Here is a 20051-nt window from a genome sequence, read left to right on the forward strand (position 1 = left end):
GCATAAGCGAAAGGCTAACTGACAATGCGTCCCTGCGCCATATGCGCCGCGCGATCGCACATATGATCGATAACATCCGGATCGTGGCTGACCAGCACCATGGTCAGTCCGTCGTTCTGCTTGAGATCGTTCAGCAGGTTGAGGATCTCCGCCTGCACCGACATATCCAGCGCTGATGTCGGTTCATCCAGCAGCAGAATTTTAGGTTCCAGCAGCAGTGCGCGTACAATCGCCACGCGCTGGCGCTGTCCGCCCGAAAGCTGATGCGGATAGCGATCTGCCAGCGCCGGATCGAGACCGACATGACGAAAACCTGCGTCGATGCGCTCATTGATATTGTCGCGCTTCAGCAGCTTCAGGGGCTCCGCCAGCGTGCGGCGCAGACGATGACGCGGATGCAGCGAGGCATAGGGGTCCTGAAACACCATCTGCACATCGCGCCGCAGCTGGCCGGTAAAGGCTTTACCGGGCTGCACCGCCGTCTGCGCCAGCGTCATCTCGCCCTGCCAGTGCGGGTTCAGCCCGGCCAGCACCCACAGCAGCGAGGATTTGCCGCAGCCGGAGGGACCGACCAGGCCAAAACATTCACCGGCAGCGACCTGCAGCGAGACGTCATGCACTACGGTACGCAGCTCATAGCCGTGCTTATGGGCAACGCTCAGGTTTGATAACTCAATCATTCTCTCTCTCCAGCGCAGCGCGATCCAGCACCGGCAGACGTTCGCCGTGCGTCGCCTTGCCGGGGCGACATGCCCACAGCGTGCGGGTATAAGGGTGAGTGGCATGAGAGAGCTGTGAGGCCGGCAGCGTATCAAGCAGCCGGCCCTTATACATCACCATTACCCGTTCACAATGTTCTGAGACCTGTTGCAGATCATGACTGATCAGCAGCAGCCCCATATTACGCTGCTCAACCAGACGGCGGATCAGCGCCAGCACCTGGTCGCGCATGGCGTGATCGAGCGCAGAGGTCGGCTCGTCGGCAATCAGCAGTTCCGGATCGGTGATCAGCGCAATCGCCAGCATCACGCGCTGGCCCATGCCGCCGGAGAGCTGATGCGGGTAGCGCTTCATCAGCTGACGCGGTTCGGGCAGGCCAACGGCTGCCAGCATCTCACACACTTTCTCGCGGCGTTCAGCGCGGCTCAGCTTGCGATGCAAAATCAGCGGCTCTTCTACCTGCCAGCCGATGGTACGCGTCGGGTTAAGCGCATATTTCGGGTCCTGCATCACCATCGCCACTTTGCCGCCGCGCAGCGTGATCCAGTCACGCTCCTGCAGACGCTGAGCATCAGCGCCGGCAATCTGCAGACGTTCAGCCTGCAGCTGCAGGGAAGGGGAGAGCAGGCCCATCAGCGAGCGTGCGGTGAGTGATTTGCCGGAGCCGGATTCACCGACCAGCGCCACGCGTTCGCGGCCAATCTGAAAGCTGATGTTATCCACCAGCAGTGATTCGCCGCTGCGGATGCTCAGCCCGCGGGCATCAATCAATAACTCATTTTGCATGGCGGGTATCCAGTCGATCGCGCAGGCCGTCGCCTGTCAGGTTAAACGCCAGGCTGGCGAACAAAATCGCAGCGCCGGGCGCCGCAGCTACCCACCACTGATCGAAAATCACTTTACTGCCTTCGGCAACCATTGAGCCCCATTCGGCGGTAGGAGGCTGTACGCCCATACCGAGGAAGCCGAGACCCGCAGCAGAAAGAATAATACCGCCGAGGCTGAGTGCAGCACGCACGACGGCAGTTGGCAGGCAGAGCGGCAGAATATGGCCGAACATCAGCCGCAGGCCGGTGATCCCCTGCATGCGCGCGGCGGCAAGATAGTCGCTGCGGCGCAGCGCCAGCGTCTCTGCACGCGCCTGGCGGGCAAACGGCGGCCAGCTGGTCAGCGCCAGCGCCAGCGCACCATTCATCAGGCCCGGACCGAGCATGGCGACCAGCGCCAGCGCAATCACCAGATTTGGTAACGACAGGAAGATATCCGTAATGCGCATCAGCACGCGCTCGGTCCAGCCGCCGACATAACCGGCGGTAATACCAATCAGTAATCCCACCGGGATCGTCAGTACCAGAATCAGCGACACCAGCAGCAGCGTCGGGCGCGCACCGTAAATCACGCGCGACAGCAGGTCGCGGCCAAAGCCGTCGGTGCCAAACCAGTGCAGGGCGGAGGGCGGCAGCAGGCGCTGGTTAATGGTCTGCACATTCGGATCGAACGGGGCCAGCCACGGTGCCAGCAGCGCCATCGCAATCAGAATTACCACCAGCGTCAGGCCGATGGAGAGGGAAGTCACGCGCGCCCGACGACGACGCGGACGCACGCTTTCCAGTTCGTGAAGTTGTTGAGTCATCGGGTTCTCGGATCGGTTAACCAGGTCAGGGCATCAGCCACGGCGTTGAGCAGAATAAAGCAGCCGCCAATCAGCAGCGTGGCGCCGAGGATAGCCGGCACATCCGCTGAAAACAGGGCATTGGTCATGTAACGGCCTACGCCCGGCCAGGCGAAGACGGTTTCTGTCAGCACCGAGCCTTCCAGCAGCGTGGCATACGAAAGTGCAATCACGGTGATCAGCGTACCGGTGACGTTGGGCAGAATATGACGCAGCAGGATGCGCGTACGGCCTGCGCCTTTTGCACGTGCCAGCACCACATACTCTTTGCTGCTCTCTTCAAGCAGCGCCGCACGCAGCAGGCGGGTGATGCCCGCCATCGCCAGCAGGCCGAGAATTACCACCGGCAGCCAGAGATGCGCAATTGCATTACGGAACATCTCCGGATCGCCGGAGAGCCAGCTGTCGATCAGCACAAAGCCGGTTTTGGGCTCCAGCGTGTAGACCCAGATATCATCCAGCTGACCCGGTCCGGCGGACCAGTGCAGCACCGCGTAGAACAGCAGCAGACCCAGCAGCCCGAGCCAGAACACCGGCACCGAATAACCCAGCAGCGAAATAAAGCGCGCCACGTTGTCGATAACACTGCCTGGCTTCCACGCGGCCAGCAGCGCCAGCGCCACGCCAAACACGGCGGCAAAGATCATTGCGCAGGTGGCCAGCTCAATCGTAGCCGGAAAGGTACGCAGCAGATCGGCGCTCACCGGCTGATTCGTCAGATGAGAAAGACCTAAATCGCCGCGCGCCAGATGACTGATATAGCGCCAGAACTGCACCAGCACCGGCTGGTCAAGTCCGAGATCGTGCCGCACCTGCGCATAGGTTGCTTCGCTGGCGTGATCGCCGGCAATCTGCTGCACCGGATCAACCGGCGAAAGGTGCGACAGCATAAAGGTAAACGCCAGCAGCCCGAGCAGCGTCACCAGCAGCGAAAGCAGGCTGGTGACAAGGCGGCTGCCGCGCTGCCAGAGTGACCGGGCGAACCCGGTCTGTGAAGCAGATACGGACATTATTTAGAGACCTGCGCGTAATACACCATATCGGGGTTGATGCCCTGCACATAGCCTTTCAGATTGTCGCGCAGCGCAACCAGATTACGCGCCTGCAGGCCAATCACGTACGGGGAGTTTTTCAGCACTTCGCGCTGCATCGCCTGGTACAGCTCTGCGCGTTTGTTGCTGTCCGCTTCCGCCGTGGCAGCCAGCGTCTGCTTGCTCAGCTCCGGAATGTGCCAGTCAGAGCGGTAGGCGATGGTTTTGCTGCCATCTTCCGGATTATAGGCAAAGGAGGCGGCGTTGGTGTTGGGATCGAAATAATCGGCACCCCAGGCGTTCAGCGTCGCCTCAAACTGATGCGCTTTAACCCGCGTTGAGACTTCAGAGCTGAGGCCCGGCTGAACCTCAACTTTTACCCCGCCCTTCGCAAAGCTGCCCTGCAGCGCCTGAGCGATATCAAGATAAGGCGGCTGATTGCTGGTGGAGAGCGTAAAGCTCACATTCGTCAGGCCCGCTTTCTTCAGAATCGCTTTGGCTTTTTCCGGATCGTAGCTGTATGGCGTTTCATTCAGCGCGCCTAAAAAGCCTTTAGGCAGGAAGGTCTGGTGCACTTCAAACTGACCTTTCAGCAGGTTGTCGGCAATGCCTTTATAATCGAACAGATAGCGTGCCGCTTCCCACAGCGCCGGGTTTTTCAGCACCGGATCTTTGCCGACGTTAAACTGAATGTAATAGAGCGACGCCATCGGGATCGCATCGGTTTTGACGCCCGCTTTGCCTTTCAGCGCGGCAATCTGGTCGGCGCCCAGGTTACGTGCGATATCCACATCGCCCTGTTCCAGCAGCAGGCGGCGCGCCGCAGGTTCCGGTACGTTTTTGATCAGAATATTTTTCAGCTTCGGCGCACCGGCGGGTGAAGAGGGGTTTGCCGACAGCAGAACTGCTTCATGCAGCACCACCTTGCGGATCTGATACGGGCCGCTGCCGGCAGAGTGGGTTCCCAGCCATGCATGACCGAAATCGCCGTTTTTCGCATTAGCCTGCGCTGTTTTTTCATCAATGATTGAAGAGACCGGCGCTGAGAGCAGGCTCAGCACATAGGCCGGGCTGACGTTAGCGTTCCAGCTGATCTGAACGTGCTGGTCATCCACCTTTTTCAGGAAGCTATCAACGTTATCTTTATTCCAGCCGAGCTGCGTCAGGATAAAAGAGGGGTCGAGATTCAGTTTAACCACGCGACCCAGTGAAAAAATCACATCTTCCGGGCGCAGCGGATTGCCGCTGGCAAAGGTCGCATCTTTACGCAGCTCAAACGTCAGGCTGCGGTTATCGCTGCCCGACTGCCATGAGGTCGCCAGCGTCGGTTTCAGGTCGGTCGGGTTTTGCGGATCGGACTGGACCAGGCGCTGATAGATATTAGTAAACGACTGTACCGTGGTGAGTTCAAAACCCTGCGCCGGATCGAAGCTGTCAGCATCATCGGTAGACTGTGCAATTACCAGCGTATCTTTGGGTGTGGCAGCGTGCGCAGAGAAGGCGGCCGCCAGCGACAGCGCCAGCAGTGAGGGAATAATTGTTTTCATGTTGTTTCCTTGCCTTAAAAAAGTAACGCGAGTTTACGAGAGCGTACCAGTGAAGAATAGTCTATTTATGGCTATGCATATGCTTTTAGGTTCTAAGACCGGCGGTTCTGTTATAAGGGTTATGGCCGGTAATAACCAGCATAGTACGCATCAGATACGCTTTTTCAGAAATGTTTCAGCCCCGGATTTTCTGCGGACTTACCGGGTCGCAACCGCAAGCCATTAATAACGTGCTCAACCAAACGGCAACAGAATTTAGATAAACCGCTCATGCGTTATATTCAGCTTTACTTCACTTGTTGCACAAATATAATAACGGCAACTAACTATCTGGAGGATCTTGTTGAACAGTCAACCTTATCGATGGCGATACAGGGCAAGCTGACGCACCGATCCTTTTGCTGCTGCTTGCCTCTCAGGCGGGCGGCACGTTCTGTTCTCTGCAGAATGCTCCCGAAAACGCAATGCTGATGGCGAACACAGATTCGCGGGAGTAATTTATGCCTCTGATTTACAACGCGCTATTTCCACCACCCCGATGCGCACGCTGATCCTCAGCGTGCACCCGTCTGCTGTGCGTTAACCCTGACTTCGCATTCTCAGTCAGGCGTTACGCCATACACATTTAATCACTCACTTTTATTCGGTGCAGGATCGTGACGTCTTTTATTAATTAAAGACGCGTAATCTTTTCGCCCGATAATAGCGGGTTCAGCGTGCTGATTATTTATCAGGCTCTCTCTGTTTATATGCGCCAGGCGCAGGATAGCGCTTGCCTGAATAACACCATCGGGGTGTCACATGAACAATATGAAATATAAGCTGCAACGGGATAACCGGAAAAAGGATCTGCGGTCGCCGTTTTACCGCATTGAGCTGGAAACCAGCTTTACTGCAGATGAAACGCTGGTACGGCTGTGCAGCCAGGCTTCGGGCCTGACCGAAGAAGAAGCTGCGGCACGCCTGCGCCGCTATGGCCCTAACGATGCCCGGCATATTGACGCGCCACCGGCGCTGCTGCAGCTGCTGCAGGCGTTCAGTAATCCATTTATCTATGTGCTGATGGCGCTGGCCGCGGTGAGTTTTTTTACTGACTACTGGATCCCGCGGCGGCAGGGCGGGGAGACCGACCTGACCGGGATCGCGATTATCATCACTATGGTAACGCTGAGCGGATTACTGCGTTTCTGGCAGGAGTTTCGCACCAGTAAAGCAGCCCAGGCGCTGAAATCGATGGTGCGCACGACCGCAACGGTGATACGGCGTACGTCGCTGCAGGCGTCGCCGGTACGCAGGGAAGTGGATATCGCGGATCTGGTGCCGGGGGACATCATCTGCCTTTCCGCGGGCGATCTGGTGCCGGCCGATCTCCGCCTGCTGGAGTCGCGCGATCTGTTTATCAGTCAGGCGATCCTGACCGGCGAGTCGCTGCCGGTAGAAAAATATGACGTCACCGGACATGTCACCAGTAAAGCGGCGGGCGGATGCGAACAGAGCGCGTCGCTGCTTGAGTCAGGCAGCATCTGCCTGATGGGCACCAGCGTGGCCAGCGGCTGCGCAAAAGGGGTGGTGGTCGCCACCGGCAGCGATACCTATTTCGGCAGTCTGGCAAAATCGCTTACCGGTAAACGCAGCCAGACGGCGTTTGATCGCGGGGTAAACAGCGTCAGCTGGCTGCTGATCCGCTTTATGCTGGTTATGGTGCCGGTGGTACTGCTGCTTAACGGCCTGACCAAAGGCGACTGGCTGGAAGCCTCGTTGTTCGCACTGGCGGTCGCAGTGGGCCTGACGCCGGAGATGCTGCCGATGATCGTCAGCTCGAATCTGGCAAAAGGGGCTATCGCCATGTCGCGTCGCAAGGTGATTGTGAAACGCCTGAACGCGATTCAGAACCTTGGCGCGATGGATGTGCTGTGCACGGATAAAACCGGCACGCTGACGCAGGATAACATTACCCTGGCACAGCACGTGGACTGTGCCGGCGTGGAGAACAGCCGCGTGCTGATGCTGAGCTGGCTTAACAGCTTTTACCAGAGCAGCACCGCTAACCCGATGGATCGCGCCATTCTGCACTATGGCGGCGCGCGTATGGGCGGCGCTATTAATGATGCATGGAGCAAGATTGATGAGCTGCCGTTTGATTTTGTCCGGCGGCGCGTGTCGGTCGTGGTACACAATCGCCGGCTTAACCAGCAGCTGCTGATCTGCAAAGGGGCCGTTGAAGAGATGCTCAGCATCGCGGTCGCAGAGCGTGAAGGCAGGCTGATACAGCCGCTGAATGACACCCGTCGTGCGGAACTGCTGGCGCTGGCGCAGGGGTATAATCAGCAGGGGTTTCGCGTGCTGCTGGTAGCGAGTCGCGTACTGGATGAGCCGGGTCTGCAGCAGGCGCTGAACGTTGCAGATGAGCAGAACCTCACCATAGAAGGGATGCTGACGTTTCTTGATCCGCCTAAAGCCAGCGCGGCTCCGGCGGTCAGTGCGCTGCGTGATAATGGCGTCGCGATAAAAGTCCTGACCGGTGACAACCCGGTGGTGACCGCGCGCATCTGTGCAGAGGTGGGTATCGACAGCGGCGCGATGGTAGCCGGTGAACAGCTGGCGCGGATGAGCGATGAGCAGCTGGCGCAGACTGTGCAACAGAGTGCGGTGTTTGCCAGACTCACGCCGCTGCAGAAGTCGCGTATTGTGACGGCGCTGCAGCAGCAGGGGCATACCGTGGGTTTTCTGGGTGATGGCATCAATGACGCCCCGGCGCTGCGCGCGGCCGATGTCGGGATCTCCGTGGACAGCGCGGCGGATATCGCTAAAGAGTCCTCGGATATTATCCTGCTGGAGAAAGATCTGCGGGTGCTGGAGGAGGGGATCGTCAAAGGACGTGAGACCTTTGGCAACATCATCAAGTACCTGAACATGACCGCCAGCTCTAACTTTGGCAATGTCTTTTCGGTGCTGGTCGCCAGCGCGTTTATTCCGTTTCTGCCGATGCTGGCGATTCATCTGCTGATTCAGAACCTGATGTATGACATCTCGCAGCTGGCGATGCCGTGGGACAAACTGGATAAAGAGTTTCTGCAAAAACCGCGTAAGTGGGACGCACGCAATATCAGACGGTTTATGCTGTGGATCGGGCCGACCTCCTCTCTGTTCGACATCACCACTTTTGCGCTGATGTGGTATGTGTTTGCCGCAAATACGCCAGAGATGCAGTCGCTGTTTCAGTCGGGCTGGTTTGTCGAGGGGCTGCTGTCGCAGACGCTGGTGGTGCATATGCTGCGCACCCGCAAAATCCCGTTTATTCAGAGCCGCGCCGCACTGCCGGTATTGCTGACCACCGCCTGCGTCATGGTCGCCGGGATCCTGCTGCCGTTCTCATCGCTGGGAGCCAGCGTCGGCCTGACGCCGCTGCCGTGGTCCTACTTTCCGTGGCTGGTGGCGACCCTGACCGGCTACTGCCTGGTGGCGCAGGGTATGAAAACCCTCTACATCAAACGTTTTGGTCAGTGGTTCTGATCCGCAGGAGGTGCGATGAAAAAGCCGGAACTGACAAAGGTGGTCTGCCACCTGGTGTTAATGATGACGGTGATTACCGTGCTAACGTTAGTGTTACGTTAGTTCATCGCGGGCAGCATACGCTGCCCGTTTCGCTACCTGTCCGGGAGAAAAATATGAGCCAGTCACAACGCGCGTTGGTTATCGGTGCCTCAAAAGGGATCGGGCTTGCGGTGGTACAGCAGTTTTTGCAGGCGGGCTGGGATGTGACCGCCACCTTCCGCCGCACGGCGGTCTCATACCAGCACGAGCGGCTGCGCTGGCTGGCGCTGGATATCACCGACGGCGCGGCGCGTGCGGCGCTGCTGCAGCAGTTACAGGGTGAGCAGTTTGATGCGGTGCTGATCAACGCCGGCATCTTTGGCCCGGATGCGCAGCAGCTGCAGCAGGCAGAGGATGCGGAGCTGAGCGAGCTGTTTATCACTAATGCGGTAGCGCCGGTACGGCTGGCGGAGAGCCTGCTGCCGCTGCTGCGTGATAAGCAGAGCGTGGTGGGGATCACCACGTCACAGCTGGCGAGCCTGAATGAAAACCGCGTCGCCGCGATGCCGCTCTACTCGGCCAGCAAGGCGGCGCTTAATATGCTGAGCCGCGCGCTGGCAAAAGAGATGCGACCGCAGGGTGCGACGCTGCTGTCGCTGCATCCGGGCTGGGTAAAAACCGATATGGGTGGCGAGAACGCCGATATCACAGCGGAAGAGAGCGCAGCAGGGCTGGTTGCGCAGCTGCAGCGCTATCGCGGCGAGGGCGGTCATCACTACCTTGATTATAAAGGCGACGCGCTCGCCTGGTGATGTTTCAGGCCGGTTTACGCGTCGTCAGGCGCGTAATACTGCACCCCAATCTCAATGCGCTCCCGACCACCGGCCACGCGGTGCCGGTTGGTATCGCGCAGTGAATAGATGCAGCCGCAGTACTCCTGCTGATAGAAGCGCTCGCGTTTGCTGATCTCAATCATGCGCGATGAGCCGCCGCCTTTACGCCAGTTAAACTCCCAGTAGAGCATATCCGGATAGTGCGCCGCCGCCCGCACGCCGCAGTCGTTGATCTGCTTCATATCTTTCCAGCGTGAAATCCCGAGCGAACTGGTGATCACCGGAAAGCCGTGCTCGTGCGCATAAAGCGCGGTGCGTTCAAAGCGCATATCAAAACACATGGTGCAGCGTACGCCGCGTTCCGGCTCCCACTCCATGCCGCGCGCGCGTTCAAACCAGTTATCTTTATCGTAGTCAGCATCCACAAACGGCACGCCAAACTGCTCAGCAAAGCGGATATTCTCCTCTTTACGCAGCTCATACTCTTTCAGCGGATGAATATTCGGGTTGTAGAAGAAAATGGTGTAGTCGATGCCGGAGGCGAGCATCGCTTCCATCACTTCGCCGGAGCAGGGGGCACAGCAGGAGTGCAGCAGCACTTTATTGTGTCCGCCGGGCAGCGGCAGCGGCTGACGTGTGAAGGTTTCAGACATAAGTAACCGTTAAGCTTGCAGAGGATAGGCGTAGTGTAGGGAGTTACGGCACCGGATGCAAAATGCGGCAGCGGAAAAACAAAAAGGCCGCAGGGCGGCCTTTTTATCACAGTAGTGCAGCTTACTCGCTGACTTTCTGTTTCAGATCGCTGGCACCTTCTTTGGTTTTGTTCCAGCCTTTCTGTGCGCCTTCTTTGGTCGCATCCCAGCCTTTCTCAGTGCCTTCTTTGGTCTTGTTCCAGGTTTTCTGGGTGCCTTCGCTAGCTTTGCTGGTCATGCTGTCGCTTTCGCCTTTCGCCGCGTGCTTCGCTTTAAGACGCTGCTCTTCGCCCTGATGCTGCGCCTGATGCAGTTTCTCTTTTGCGGTGTTAGCGCCAGCCTGAGCGTTAGCGACCGTATCGTCAGTTGCGTGTGTGGTAGCCGCAAACGCGGAAGAAGCCAGCAGGAAAGCAGATACAGCAATAATGGTCTTTTTCATCATAGTCCCTCATTTAACGTATTTGGTGATATGAGCGTAGTTAAGAGTGGCACACTGAGCAACGTTGCGCTCCAGGATAAAACTGTAAGTGAATGAAAACGCCGTGAGGGGTTGGGTTAGCTGTGAAAGTGGCTGCAGGGTATTACTGCTCAGTGGCGGATTTTGAAATGGTGAATGCAGGTTTTGGGGTGATTTATGGTTTGGATGGGTGGGGGAGTTGTATGGGCGGAGAGGGAGCAAAGGAGAAATGAAAGTGCTGCACGGTAAGCCTGGGTTAATAAGCAGGAGGTGCAAAACCCTGTGGGGATTATGTTATGGAGGTTTTAAAGGGCTGGCGGAGTATGAACATGGCGCGCAATACTGTGAAATTGATTGTTTTTTTAATTTCAACTTTGGATCGTGTACCTAAACGTGTACCAATTATTGGATCTCATACCCCGGAGCAGCACGGCAAGGATAACGAATGCCCGGCGCTAGATTCATTTGAAATGATTTTAGAGAAAAGTGTTCACACTGTTCACTTTTAGTTTTTATGTATAAACTTCAACTTTTTAGGTGGTGTATGGTTTGAGGCGGGATGTACATTAGTGTGCACTTTTGGTGATCACCTTAGCCAAGATGACAAAAAGCGACCTGAGCCACTATGTGTAATGTGAAGTTATTAGGCGCTGCTGTTGTTAATGGTCCGCTTTGTGCCAGAAACGGACATTGTAAGCATCTGTTTGCATTTATCTATAGGGAGGGATTCAATATCGTTCAAGCTTCAGATCTGGGTATTAAGTTTTGAATGAATTGCTGATTTCCAAAGCTAACGAGATTAATCATTGAGTTAGTCTATTTGTTGGGTGATAATTATGAAAGTATGAATTTATAAGACATCACTGCTTAAAGCTCATCCTTAATAAAACTTTGGAATCCGGAGGTGGTACCATGTTAGAACTACCTGCATCATTGAGTTTAGATAAGATAGACTCCTTCATCAAAAAAGCAAAGATGGCAGATGATGACCAACCTTTGTTGCTTCCTGTGGGTAAGAAAAACACTGCTTTTGGAGGAATAGCCAGTGCTGTTCAATCTATTAATACTTGGGCGAACTTAAGCCTGAACAAGAAGCTAGTTTTAAGAGAGCCGTCCATTAAGGACGCTGACTATTTTACAGATTTGATCAAAACACCTCATAAATTCACCGCCGCAATGATGTCGAAAGAAATTTCATTTTCAGGCGATCCTAATAAAAACATAAGACGTGATATAAACATACTTGCTAAAGATGCAATCGAGTCACAATCAGACAATCTTTTTGGGCAACAACATGGAAGGCTCTGCTGGTATTCGTTTGTAGATCACAGCACAAAAGGATTTGATAGCAATTTTTATAATAACTCACCTGCTGCTCATTCTGAACCGAAAAAATATGAAGAAATAAGAAACATAATAAGCGCAATGGTTTTGAAATCATCAACTGTTGCAGGAGGAGCTATATCTCTTGAAGATGATAGTATTGACGATCTTGGGAGAATGTTTTATGAATTATTTGTTAACACACACGAGCACGGTACTCGGGAGCTTAATAGGGATAAGTGGATAAAACCAGGTAACAGGTTAATATACACTTATGGCATAAACTTATCTGATGCAGCAATAAATAATTACCTCCTGAATGATGAGGTTCTTACAGAATACATTTCAAGCCTTAAACAAAACCACGTTTCCTCGCGAAGGTTCATTGAAATAAGCATTGTTGATTCTGGTTTAGGTTATTGTGGCCGATGGTTGGCAGATCACTCCGATGCTGGAATGAATCTAGACGTTGACGATGAATATAAGATAATCAAGAAATGCCTGAAATTTAGAAGTTCATCTACAAATAATGATGTAAAAGGGAATGGTTTGCCTTCAGTTATGGCATCATTAACCAAACTGAATGGTTTCATGAAGATAAGAAGTAACAGAGTCTCTATCTACAGAGATTTCAATACTACTCCATATAGTTTCGATGAAAGCGATGACTGTAAGTTTTTAGATTGGTCAACTAAAAGCTATTGCGATGAAAAAATAACTGAACATTCTGAAGTTTGCGGAGTTTCAATAACAATCCTTGTACCTCTTGTCGATAAAAATAATTTCAAGGAAGAATGAAATGAATGGTGTTTTTATTTTCAGATTTAATAAACCTAGCGTCAAACTCTCACCTACATTGGCAATTTTCTGCATTTCATCACTAGATCTGCATCAGTTAATCAAAGAAATAAAAGAAGATATAAGCAAAAATTTAGTACCCAATGAAGTTTTAATTTTTGGTTTTGGAGTAGATGAATCACAGAAATCACGCTTGCTAAATGATCAACTTTTTAACCAAGAGTTCGAATCTTACATCGGAACAGCTTCAAGTAAAATACAGTTTCTAAACGTTAACAATGATGGTGACATCACTGATATAACGACGGGAAAAAAGTACAGTTATCGGCATGAGCTTCTCCAGGCTGGAGCAAGTGAAATATTTAAGAAACGTAAAGGTGTAATCACTTCCACTTCAACCTATCATTTTAGTAAACCTTCCGGTGACCATTGTGATAAATTCATTAGGGCATCAAATTTATTCACCTCAAGCGTCGAGGTGACTTTTTTAGCTATTGGATTATTAAGCTCTATAGTTTCCACTTTAAAAAGAGTTTATGTCGATACTTCATCTATTTCTTTCTTAGTTAGTACGGCACTATACTTGTCAAAAAAATTCCCATTAAGCATACCAGTTATAGAGAGCTTTGAGTCATATTCATCTATAAATCAAGATTACAACTTTATCCGAGATGAAAATCAGTTGATTATAATCTCGGCCACGACCAGTGGTAGTTTAGCGGGAAAACTTGAAAAAAAGAAAAAAATATCACAAAAAAATATAAAAACACTTTTCTATTCTTCACTAGGTGAAAACCAGACTGGACTATATAACATCCTTGATGCCTTGGGTGGTGACATATATTCTGAATCACACGAAACATGTAATTTATGTGCTAACGGCTCAAAAGTAATCAGACTTGAAGGTGAGCAGTTTTTGCCTGAGACGCCTAAGCATGACTTACTCATGATAAAGAAGGTAGATTTCAAAGCAGAAAGACAAAACTTTTTCAGAGAGTTTTCAGCAAAAAATATCTTAAGTATTAATGCTATAACTCGAGAAAGCAATGATGGGTTTTACGATATCGATATTCCTGTATTAATGAAGAACAATCCCGACCTTCTTATTTCTGACATGCGAAAAAAAATCAATAAATATTTCTCTCGTGATATAAATTCAATTATTCATCTAGACGACGAAGGTTCAAAACTTTTAGCATTAAAGGTTAAAGAAATTGTTAATGATGATGATTTGAAAATATTTAATTTCGGCAAAATGAATGAATCTGATTATAGTAGTATGTCATCAGTTTTTGTTGTGGCAGGCGCAATAACGACGGGTAGGAAGTTATTATCCGTATCCAGAAAACTTAGAAATCTTGATAAATCATCTTCAATCTCATATTTTGTTTGCTTTTCGAAATTACAAAATGCACTTAGTCTTGATCAGCTAAGAAAAGACTTATGCATGGGTGGTCATGAACTTATAGTTCTCAGAAATTGCTTTTTACCAAGGATAAATGATAAGTCAAAGACTTATTGGGATTTAGAGCATGAAAAACTTTTTCAATTTAAAAATGACGATCCTCTTGATGATTATTACCATGGACAAAAAATCTCTGAAGATCTGCTTTCAAGACTAGCTTTACTTGAATCGCCCATAAGTCCCAATGAACTGTTCTTGAAAGATAGCAAAGGCAATTCACTTAAACTACGGAAAACATTCGTGTTTTGGGACAAACTGGACATTGTGTTAGAGGATTCTTCCCAAGCAGATGTTTTTTGGACTATTCAAACATTGCTTCATGATTTAAGAATGAATGATGGTAAGGGTTTATCCACAATTTATCACTACACTCTTTTGAGCCCCGTTTGTTTTGACCGATACAATGATGGAGTTATACAAGCATGCCTATTACGTTCAGCGTATTCTTCAGAACTGAACTATTCCATTGATGAAAATTACAGTCAACAAATGTGCGATATAATATGTTCGGTCGTCAAGAATTATGACAATGAACAAGGTGAAGGATGCCTTGAGTTCTTAATGTCTATCTGGATCAAGCACCTAAGGATACTTGACCACCATCTGAAGGAAATTTTATCTTTAGAAAATCAAAGCATGCCTAACTCGGTTAAATTCTTATTGCATCAGATTAGGCGTGATTTTTTTTAAGCGAGTAGCTACCATAGTGAAGGTTGGTAGTCCAACCTTCACTGCTCCCCCATGCTTATTTTACTATTCACATTTTACAAATATGCCACGCTCCCCGTAATCTTTACCTACTCCTCGTTGACTTATACTGAATCATGTCAGCAATGTCCGCAGACTGCTCTTAGCGGACCTTGGCTAACATTAATAATTGCATCAAATATAAAAAAACCGGCCTAAGCCGGTTTACATGTAATGATGTTATCAGACACTACATGTGGGCAACCAATCCGCTTCGTTGTCTTCATGTAGTACGAGATTAGTTTGTATACCGTTATTCGTACTGCGCTTGAGCAGCACCCGCTCATACTCTTTCAGCGTCTGCGGCACCGCCTGGCCGAAAGCCGTCAGGCTAAGCGGGTGCTGATGACCGCGCGACTCCATAAATGACAGATACGCATGATAGAGATAACGTTTCGGGTTTATAGGGCGAATGTTAGCGTTACCTATAAATAGCCCGTTCGGCATGCTCAACGGCATCAGATAGCCACAGAAATCGACCAGCGGATCGGCCTGGCGTTTTATCTCCAGCGCTTCGCCTGATGAGTGCTGCGCCTGCAATAACTCGCAGGCTTCCTCAGGTGAGGCGAAGCGCTGCATCAGATGGTGAACAATAACGGCCAGCTCGGCGCTGATTTTATCTAACAGCTGCGGGTCGCGCTCTTTTGCCGGCATCACTTCCGGGAAGGTCAGAATTACCCGGCGGCGTGACACGCCGCCGCTGCGATCGCTGAAACGCATAGGGTTGTTGTTTACCGCCGGAATATGTGTGGAGTAGGCATCGCGATATTTGGCATCGATGGCGACCGCATCGCCGCCGCTAATCGCCTTGATGCCTGCGCCGTCGCCGCTCCATTTCTCCTGCTCGGGCAAAATAATCAGCGAGAACTCCATCATGCTGACGACGCGTTACCATTAGTCTGGCGTGGCGGATGTTGTGCTTTTTCGGCCAGAGAGCAGGGGCTTTTGGTCTGTTTCATGAGTGCGATTCGTCCACGCTTTTAACCCACAATAAACGCGTAACTGTAATCACTCAATCCAGACACACTCAATCGGGAGATTACAGACACAAAAAAGCCCGCAGGGCTTGCACCGTGCGGGCTTTCAGGACTTCATCATGTGACTCTGGTAATCACCGATGGAGAATTTTGGTGGAGCTGGCGGGAGTTGAACCCGCGTCCGAAATTACTACACCGTCGGTACTACATGCTTAGTCAGTCTTTACATTCGCCTGGCAGCTGCGGACAGACACGCCACTGACAGACTAGCCTGATTGGTTTTAACGCTTCAACCCCAGGCAGGGCATCCACGCGATCTCTTTTGGGTTTGACCTCTCTTGATCCCCGTCCTAAGAGCGGAGGCTAGGGAGAGAGGGCTCTAAGCAGGTTATTAAGCTGCTAGTGCGTAGTTTTCGTCGTTTGCGACTATTTTTTTGCGGCTTTTTACGAGGCAAACCGCCCCTCGGCATGCACCTTGGGTTTCGCGAATCCCGTCGAATCCAGAATCAGCCCCAAGTTCTAAAACTGTAGCGCAAATCTATAAAAGAATCCAGTGCTTAACGACTGGCGCTCTTCATAATTCGTGCTTTATCCATCTTCCACTCGCGATCTTTGATATCAGAGCGCTTATCGTGCTCTTTCTTACCGCGTGCAACGCCGATTTTGAGCTTGGCCCAGGCGTTTTTCCAGTAGAGCGAAAGCGGTATGATGGTATAACCGTCGCGGTTAACGCTGCCAAACAGTGAAGCGAGCTCGCGCTCTTTCAGCAGCAGCTTGCGGGTGCGCGTAGGGTCGCATACCACGTGCGTTGAAGCACCGATCAGCGGCTGGAACGTGGCGCCGAACAGAAACGCTTCGCCGTCGCGCAGCATGATATAGCTTTCGCTGATATTGGCTTTACCGGCGCGCAGTGCTTTGACTTCCCATCCCTGTAACGACAGACCCGCTTCGAACTCCTCTTCGACGAAGTATTCGTGGCGCGCGCGTTTGTTGAGGGCAATGGTGGCTGAACCGGGTTTGTGAGCTTTTTTCTTTGTCATAGTGCGGCGTAGTCTACATTACTCAGTTTGTGGGCGCATCCCCATGTCCTGCGGGGCGGTAAAAAACATCCTATTTTAGCACAGCTGGCAAAAGCATGAATTTTTGTTTAATGGCTTAAAATGGTATAATTCAACGGTTTTGTGACCAACAGGAACCCTTATGGCCCAGATTAGTCGTTCAGCGCTGGTCCCCTATAGCGCTGAGCAGATGTACCAGCTTGTGAATGACGTGGATGCCTATCCTGAATTTCTTCCCGGCTGCACCGGCAGTCGCGTGCTGGATAACAGCGGTCATCAGATGACTGCTGCGGTTGATGTCTCAAAAGCGGGCATCAGTAAAACCTTCACCACGCGTAACACGCTGACTGATAATCAGAGCATTCATATGCAGCTGGTTGATGGCCCGTTCCGTAAGCTCACCGGCGGCTGGAAATTTATCTCGCTGGGTGATGACGCCTGCAAAGTTGAGTTAAGTCTCGACTTTGAGTTCACCAATATGCTGGTTGAGATGGCATTCGGGCGCGTGTTTAAAGAGCTGGCAAACAGTATGGTGCAGGCGTTTACCCAGCGCGCCAAAGAGGTCTATCGTGACTAAGATCCGTGTGGAAGTGGTGTATGCGCTTCCGGATAAGCAGTATCTGCGTGAGGTCTCGGTGGAGCAGGGCGCCACGGTAGAGCAGGCGATAGAGGCATCAGGCCTGCTGCAGCTGCGCCGCGATATCGATCTGGCAAAGAATAAAACCGGGATCTTCAGCCGGCCGGTGAAGCTTGGTGATACGGTTGAAGAGGGCGATCGGGTTGAGATCTACCGGCCGCTGATTGCCGATCCGAAAGAGCTGCGCCGCCAGCGCGCTGAGCGTGCCGCGGTGAAAAAGTAGCTGACGTTAAGCATTAAAAAAGGCGCCCCGGGCGCCTTTTTTATTGTCATCAGCTTAATTATCTTTCTGGCCAGCGAGCCGCGGCTTGTTATCAATGTTCGTCAGAACACCGCTGCGATCAAAGGTCAGCGTCAGCGTCTGCTGCTTCACGTGCTCATGACCGGGTTCCTGACGGAAAATGTAATACCAGACGTTGCTGCCAAAGGGATCGTGCATCATCGGGGTGCCCAGCGTGTAGGCCACCTGCTGCTGCGTCATGCCGGTGTGGATCTTGGCGACATCGTTGGCGGCCAGGTAATTCCCCTGATTGATATCCGGACGATAGACAACGCGCTCCAGCGTGGAACATCCGGCGGTTGTCATCAACATTACCACTGCCGCAGCAGTCAGCGTCTTAAAGCGCATCTGTACATTCCTTTTTTCGGGCCAAACGCCTTTCAGCAGGCAGTTTTGTTGCCATTACATTCTGAACTCTGCACGCGGCAGGCTTTTATTATGGCGATATCACTGCCGATGATAATAGACCTTTTCCCGGTTGGGAACCTCTACAGAGCATGCATATGACCACCAGGCCGGAAAAAAGTGCGGTCTCAGGCTGCTAAAAGTTCTTTGGCGTTCGCCAGCGTGTTACGCGTGACTTCGCTGCCGCCCAGCAGACGAGCCAACTCCTGCAGACGTGCCCGCTTATCCAGCGGCTGCATATGCGTTTCCGTCATCGCGCCGTCGGTCTCTTTGCTGACAAAGAAGTGCTGATGACCGCAGCCCGCAACCTGTGGCAGGTGCGTGACACACATAACCTGCGTCGATTCGCCCAGCTGCCGCAGCATCTTGCCCACTACAGCAGCCGTCGGGCCGCTGATGCCGACATCCACTTCATCGAAAATCATGGCCGGGGTTTCCATCTTCTGCGCGGTGATCACCTGAATAGCGAGCGCAATACGCGAGAGCTCACCGCCAGAGGCGACTTTACCCAGCGGCTGCAGCGGCTGGCCCGGGTTAGTTGTCACCCGGAAATCGATGCGGCTGGCACCCTCGGCGGTGAGCTGCTCGGGATTAAACTCCAGCACAATCGCAAACTGCCCGTGCGGCATCGCCAGGGTACGCATGCTTTGCGTAATGAGATCGCACAGCTCCTGAGCGGATTTTTCACGCTGATGATGCAGCGCTTCAGCGCAGGTGATAGCGGCTTTGTGATGCATTACCACATCATGCTGCAGACTCTCCTGATCGCTCTCCTGCTGCGACAGCAGCTCCGCTTCTTCCAGCAGCTGCTGATGCAGGGCCGGCAGCGCTTCAGGCGCAACGTGATGCTTGCGCGCCAGTGCAATCTGCCGCGACAGGCGCTGCTCCAGCTCGTAAAGACGGTTAGGATCAAGATCGAGACGTTCGCAGTAGTGACGCAGCTCGTCGCTGGCTTCACTCAGCTGAATCGCCGCTTCTTCCAGCAGATTAAACACGCCGCTGACTTTATCATCCAGCGAGACCAGCTCGCTGAGCATGTTGCGGGCGCTGTAAAGCAGGCTCTGCAGGTTAGTATCGTCGCCATCAGCAAGGATATGCAGCGCCTGCTGGCTGGTAGAGAGCAGCTGTCCGCTGTTGGCCAGACGCTTGTACTCTTCATCAATCTGCTCATATTCACCCGCCTGCGGGGCAAACTCGTTCAGCTCTTTCAGCTGATACTGCAGCAGCTCGCGGCGCGCTTCACGCTCCTGTGACTGCTGCTGATGCTGCGCCAGCACACGGCAGCTGTGATGCCAGCGCTGGTAGTGCTGACGCATCTCCGTCAGCAGCCCGTCATGCGCCGCGTAAGCATCCAGCAGATGCTTCTGGTGATCGGTTTTCAGCAGCAGCTGATGGGCGTGCTGACCGTGGATCTGAATCAGCAGCTGGCCCAGTTCCCGCAGCTGGGAGAGGGGTACGGCTGTGCCGTTAATAAAGCCGCGTGAGCGCCCATCGGCGCTGATAACGCGGCGCAGCAGACACTCATTACCGTCATCCAGCTGATTATCAACCAGCCAGCGCTGCGCTGACGGCGAGGATTTCAGCTGAAAGCGGGCGCAGATATCAGCCCGGCTCGCCCCCTGACGCACCATATCCGCTTCCGCCCGTCCGCCAAGGCAGAGGCCCAGCGCATCAATGGCAATAGATTTACCTGCGCCGGTCTCACCGGTGATCGCTGTCATACCGCGATGAAAGTCGATCTCGAGTTCACGAACGATTGCGAAGTTACTGATGGTCAGTTGTGCCAGCATACAATCACCTGTATGGAAAAACAGATATGGTTTTTCGTACAGTATAAACTGGTTTTTTAACCAGTAAAGTAGCCAGCGCTGATTT

The 20051-nt window shown here is 52.5% G+C and carries 17 protein-coding genes, 1 other RNA gene and 1 pseudogene; 7 read left to right on the forward strand and 12 right to left on the reverse strand.

Going from position 1 to position 20051, the window contains the following annotated elements; all coding sequences use genetic code 11:
• Positions 1 to 14: 14 nt before the first annotated feature.
• Genes BBA90_RS07780 through BBA90_RS07800 form a run of 5 tightly spaced genes read right to left on the reverse strand, consistent with a single transcriptional unit; the run spans position 15 to position 4970 of the window.
• Positions 15 to 680 (reverse strand): ABC transporter ATP-binding protein, encoded by a 666-nt coding sequence (locus tag BBA90_RS07780; protein WP_065648632.1) that lies wholly within the window; start codon positions 678 to 680, stop codon positions 15 to 17.
• Positions 673 to 1506, reverse strand: coding sequence for an ABC transporter ATP-binding protein (locus BBA90_RS07785; protein ID WP_065648633.1), 834 nt, complete (start codon positions 1504 to 1506; stop codon positions 673 to 675). The genes BBA90_RS07780 and BBA90_RS07785 overlap by 8 nt, the downstream gene beginning before the upstream one ends.
• Positions 1496 to 2353 (reverse strand): ABC transporter permease, encoded by an 858-nt coding sequence (locus tag BBA90_RS07790; RefSeq protein WP_065648634.1) that lies wholly within the window; start codon positions 2351 to 2353, stop codon positions 1496 to 1498. Before BBA90_RS07790 ends, BBA90_RS07785 begins: the two co-directional genes overlap by 11 nt.
• The gene (locus BBA90_RS07795; RefSeq protein ID WP_065648635.1) at positions 2350 to 3402 is read right to left on the reverse strand and encodes an ABC transporter permease; all 1053 of its coding nucleotides are present in this window, start codon (positions 3400 to 3402) and stop codon (positions 2350 to 2352) included. Before BBA90_RS07795 ends, BBA90_RS07790 begins: the two co-directional genes overlap by 4 nt.
• Complete coding sequence (locus BBA90_RS07800; protein ID WP_065648636.1) at positions 3402 to 4970, reverse strand: ABC transporter substrate-binding protein; 1569 nt, start codon at positions 4968 to 4970, stop codon at positions 3402 to 3404. The genes BBA90_RS07795 and BBA90_RS07800 overlap by 1 nt, the downstream gene beginning before the upstream one ends.
• Positions 4971 to 5771: 801 nt before the next feature.
• Here BBA90_RS07800 and mgtA point away from each other — a divergent pair.
• Together mgtA and BBA90_RS07810 are read left to right on the forward strand one after the other, a co-directional pair.
• Positions 5772 to 8483 (forward strand): magnesium-translocating P-type ATPase, encoded by a 2712-nt coding sequence (gene mgtA / locus BBA90_RS07805; RefSeq protein ID WP_065648637.1) that lies wholly within the window; start codon positions 5772 to 5774, stop codon positions 8481 to 8483.
• Between the two features lie 155 nt (positions 8484 to 8638).
• On the forward strand, positions 8639 to 9316 hold the full coding sequence (locus BBA90_RS07810; RefSeq protein ID WP_065648638.1) for an SDR family oxidoreductase: 678 nt from the start codon (positions 8639 to 8641) through the stop codon (positions 9314 to 9316).
• Positions 9317 to 9330: 14 nt separating this feature from the next.
• On the opposite strand, the gene BBA90_RS07815 is transcribed toward BBA90_RS07810, so the two are convergent.
• Entirely contained in the window at positions 9331 to 9990 is a 660-nt protein-coding gene (locus BBA90_RS07815; RefSeq protein WP_065648639.1) for an epoxyqueuosine reductase QueH, read from the reverse strand.
• Between the two features lie 121 nt (positions 9991 to 10111).
• Positions 10112 to 10468: a hypothetical protein gene (locus BBA90_RS07820; protein ID WP_065650428.1), complete on the reverse strand. Its 357-nt coding sequence runs from the start codon at positions 10466 to 10468 to the stop codon at positions 10112 to 10114.
• A 347-nt stretch (positions 10469 to 10815) separates the two neighbouring features.
• Between BBA90_RS07820 and BBA90_RS07825 the strand changes: the two genes are divergently transcribed.
• The 3 genes from BBA90_RS07825 to BBA90_RS07835 all read left to right on the forward strand — a co-directional run bounded on the left by BBA90_RS07825 (position 10816) and on the right by BBA90_RS07835 (position 14762).
• On the forward strand, positions 10816 to 10995 hold the full coding sequence (locus tag BBA90_RS07825; RefSeq protein ID WP_139074178.1) for a hypothetical protein: 180 nt from the start codon (positions 10816 to 10818) through the stop codon (positions 10993 to 10995).
• Positions 10996 to 11398: 403 nt separating this feature from the next.
• Positions 11399 to 12607, forward strand: a complete 1209-nt coding sequence (locus tag BBA90_RS07830) for a hypothetical protein (RefSeq protein WP_065648641.1) — start codon at positions 11399 to 11401, stop codon at positions 12605 to 12607.
• Position 12608: 1 nt separating this feature from the next.
• Positions 12609 to 14762, forward strand: coding sequence for a hypothetical protein (locus tag BBA90_RS07835; RefSeq protein ID WP_065648642.1), 2154 nt, complete (start codon positions 12609 to 12611; stop codon positions 14760 to 14762).
• A 240-nt stretch (positions 14763 to 15002) separates the two neighbouring features.
• On the opposite strand, the pseudogene BBA90_RS07840 reads toward BBA90_RS07835, so the two are convergent.
• The 3 genes and pseudogenes from BBA90_RS07840 to smpB all read right to left on the reverse strand — a co-directional run.
• Positions 15003 to 15698, reverse strand: a pseudogene (locus BBA90_RS07840) (primase-like DNA-binding domain-containing protein); the annotation flags it as partial.
• Between the two features lie 249 nt (positions 15699 to 15947).
• Positions 15948 to 16310, reverse strand: a transfer-messenger RNA (tmRNA) gene (ssrA, locus tag BBA90_RS07845).
• A gap of 43 nt (positions 16311 to 16353) precedes the next feature.
• Positions 16354 to 16836, reverse strand: coding sequence for an SsrA-binding protein SmpB (gene smpB / locus BBA90_RS07850; protein WP_065648644.1), 483 nt, complete (start codon positions 16834 to 16836; stop codon positions 16354 to 16356).
• A gap of 160 nt (positions 16837 to 16996) precedes the next feature.
• Here smpB and BBA90_RS07855 point away from each other — a divergent pair, with 160 nt between their 5' ends.
• A complete protein-coding gene (locus BBA90_RS07855; RefSeq protein WP_065648645.1) occupies positions 16997 to 17431 on the forward strand; it encodes a type II toxin-antitoxin system RatA family toxin in 435 nt (144 codons plus the stop codon).
• The gene (locus BBA90_RS07860; protein ID WP_065648646.1) at positions 17424 to 17714 is read left to right on the forward strand and encodes an RnfH family protein; all 291 of its coding nucleotides are present in this window, start codon (positions 17424 to 17426) and stop codon (positions 17712 to 17714) included. Before BBA90_RS07855 ends, BBA90_RS07860 begins: the two co-directional genes overlap by 8 nt.
• Positions 17715 to 17768: 54 nt before the next feature.
• Here the strand turns inward: BBA90_RS07860 and bamE are convergent, their stop codons facing one another.
• Entirely contained in the window at positions 17769 to 18119 is a 351-nt protein-coding gene (gene bamE / locus BBA90_RS07865) for an outer membrane protein assembly factor BamE (RefSeq protein ID WP_065648647.1), read from the reverse strand.
• A 185-nt stretch (positions 18120 to 18304) separates the two neighbouring features.
• Positions 18305 to 19966, reverse strand: coding sequence for a DNA repair protein RecN (gene recN / locus BBA90_RS07870; RefSeq protein ID WP_065648648.1), 1662 nt, complete (start codon positions 19964 to 19966; stop codon positions 18305 to 18307).
• Positions 19967 to 20051: the final 85 nt, after the last annotated feature.

Origin of the sequence: Pantoea eucrina (genome assembly GCF_001691555.1) — a bacterium.
GTDB classification, from domain to species: domain Bacteria; phylum Pseudomonadota; class Gammaproteobacteria; order Enterobacterales; family Enterobacteriaceae; genus Pantoea; species Pantoea borealis.